The following is a 1,725-nucleotide window of genomic DNA, read 5'->3' on the forward strand; positions in this document are numbered from 1 at the left end:
CCGCAATCCTAGCCCATTCTATAACAACAGCTATTATCTAGGGAAAAATCCCGATGTTGCTGCGGCTGTCGATCGCGATGAAATTACTGGTATTGGTCACTTCATCCAATTTGGTCAATCGGAAAACCGCAGTCCCAGCCCTTTGTATAACGATAGCTATTATCTCGCAAAAAACCCCGGTCTTACTCCTGCTGTTGAGCGCGACGAACTCACTGGCATTGAACACTTTATCAAGTTTGGCGCTGCTGAAGGGCGAGATGTCACTCCATTTATTAAGTCTGGTGATTCAACCTTGCCAAATGGTGTTGCTTCTGGAGATACCACCCAAACTTCAACTGTTTTGTGGACTCGCAGCACAGTTCTGGGTAATGTTGTCTTTGAATATTCCACAGATCCAAACTTCAGTAACAGTCTCGACACTCTCACAGATACCGTCACCGATGTTACCGTACCGGTGAAAGCCGAACTGACGAATTTAAAGCCTGGTACTCAATATTTTTATCGAGTGCGTGATGCCGCTGGCACTTCAGCAGTTGGGCAATTCCGCACTGCTGCTGAGTTGGGAAATCGCCAGGGTTTACGATTTGGGGTAGCAGGCGACTGGCAGGGCCAACTTACTCCTTTCCCCGCGATCGCAAATGCGCCGGAACGCAATCTCGACTTTTTTGTTCGCCTCGGCGACTCCGCTTATGTAGACGATCTATCGCCGGATTTGCCGGGAGTCAGACAACCTAAAACTTTTGAAGAGTTTAGCACCAAGCACAATGAAGTCTACGCTCAACGTTATGGCCTCAATACCTGGGCTGATTTGCAGGCTTCCACCACCATCTATGCTAGCTGGGATGACCACGAACTCACGAATGATTTTGCCGGAGGTGCAGCACCTACTGAGTCGCCGCAAAAAGAGGGGATTTTCGGGACGGAGGGAGGCTTTGTCAATGATACGCCTGTATTTGACACAGGTTTACAAGCATTTCAAGCCTACAATCCCCTGCGAAATGATTTTTATGGCAATACGGGCGACTCTCGCACTGCTAACGAGCAGAAACTTTACCGCTATAATACCTTCGGCAGTGATGCAGCTACATTTGTGTTAGACTTGCGCTCTTTCCGAGATAATTCTTTGAAAAGTATCCCAGAAACTTCCGACCAAGCTACTGTTAATAAGTTTCTCAATGATGCCTTTACGCCCAATCGCACGCTGTTAGGGGGGGCGCAACTTCAAGACTTGAAAAATGACTTACTGAAAGCTCAACAAAATGGCATAACTTGGAAGTTTATTATGTCAAGCGATCCGATACAAAATTTTGGTATTCCGGTTGCAGGCGATCGCTGGGAAGGTTATGCTGCTGAACGAACAGATTTGCTGCGTTTCATCAAACAAAATAACATCAAAAATGTGGTTTTTGCCACCGGAGATTTTCACGGATATGTCGTGAATAATGTCACCTATCAAGAAGCCGCAGGTCAGCCGCAAATCCCTACGGATGTTATTGATGTAATGACGAGTCCTGTTGCTATTCAGTTGAACATCGGGCAAGGGCCGTTTGCCGCCCCCTTTGGCCCCGCAACAGTTGCTTTTACGCCTACCGCCTTGCTGCCACAATCGGAAAAAGATCGCTATAATTCATTGCCGACAAGGGAAGAAAAAGATGCCTTTGTCCGCAATATTCTGGATACTCGGACAGCGCCGCTAGGATACGATCCAGTTGGTTTGGAAGGTTC

The 1,725-nt window shown here is 47.4% G+C and carries 1 protein-coding gene; it reads left to right on the forward strand.

Annotation, left to right across the window (positions count from 1 at the left end):
* Positions 1-1,725: alkaline phosphatase D family protein (locus QUA38_RS28755; protein ID WP_333167897.1), on the forward strand; the 1,725-nt coding region annotated here is incomplete at both ends.

It is taken from the genome of Microcoleus sp. Pol12B4, assembly GCF_036701385.1.
Classification (GTDB): Bacteria; Cyanobacteriota; Cyanobacteriia; order Cyanobacteriales; family Microcoleaceae; genus Microcoleus.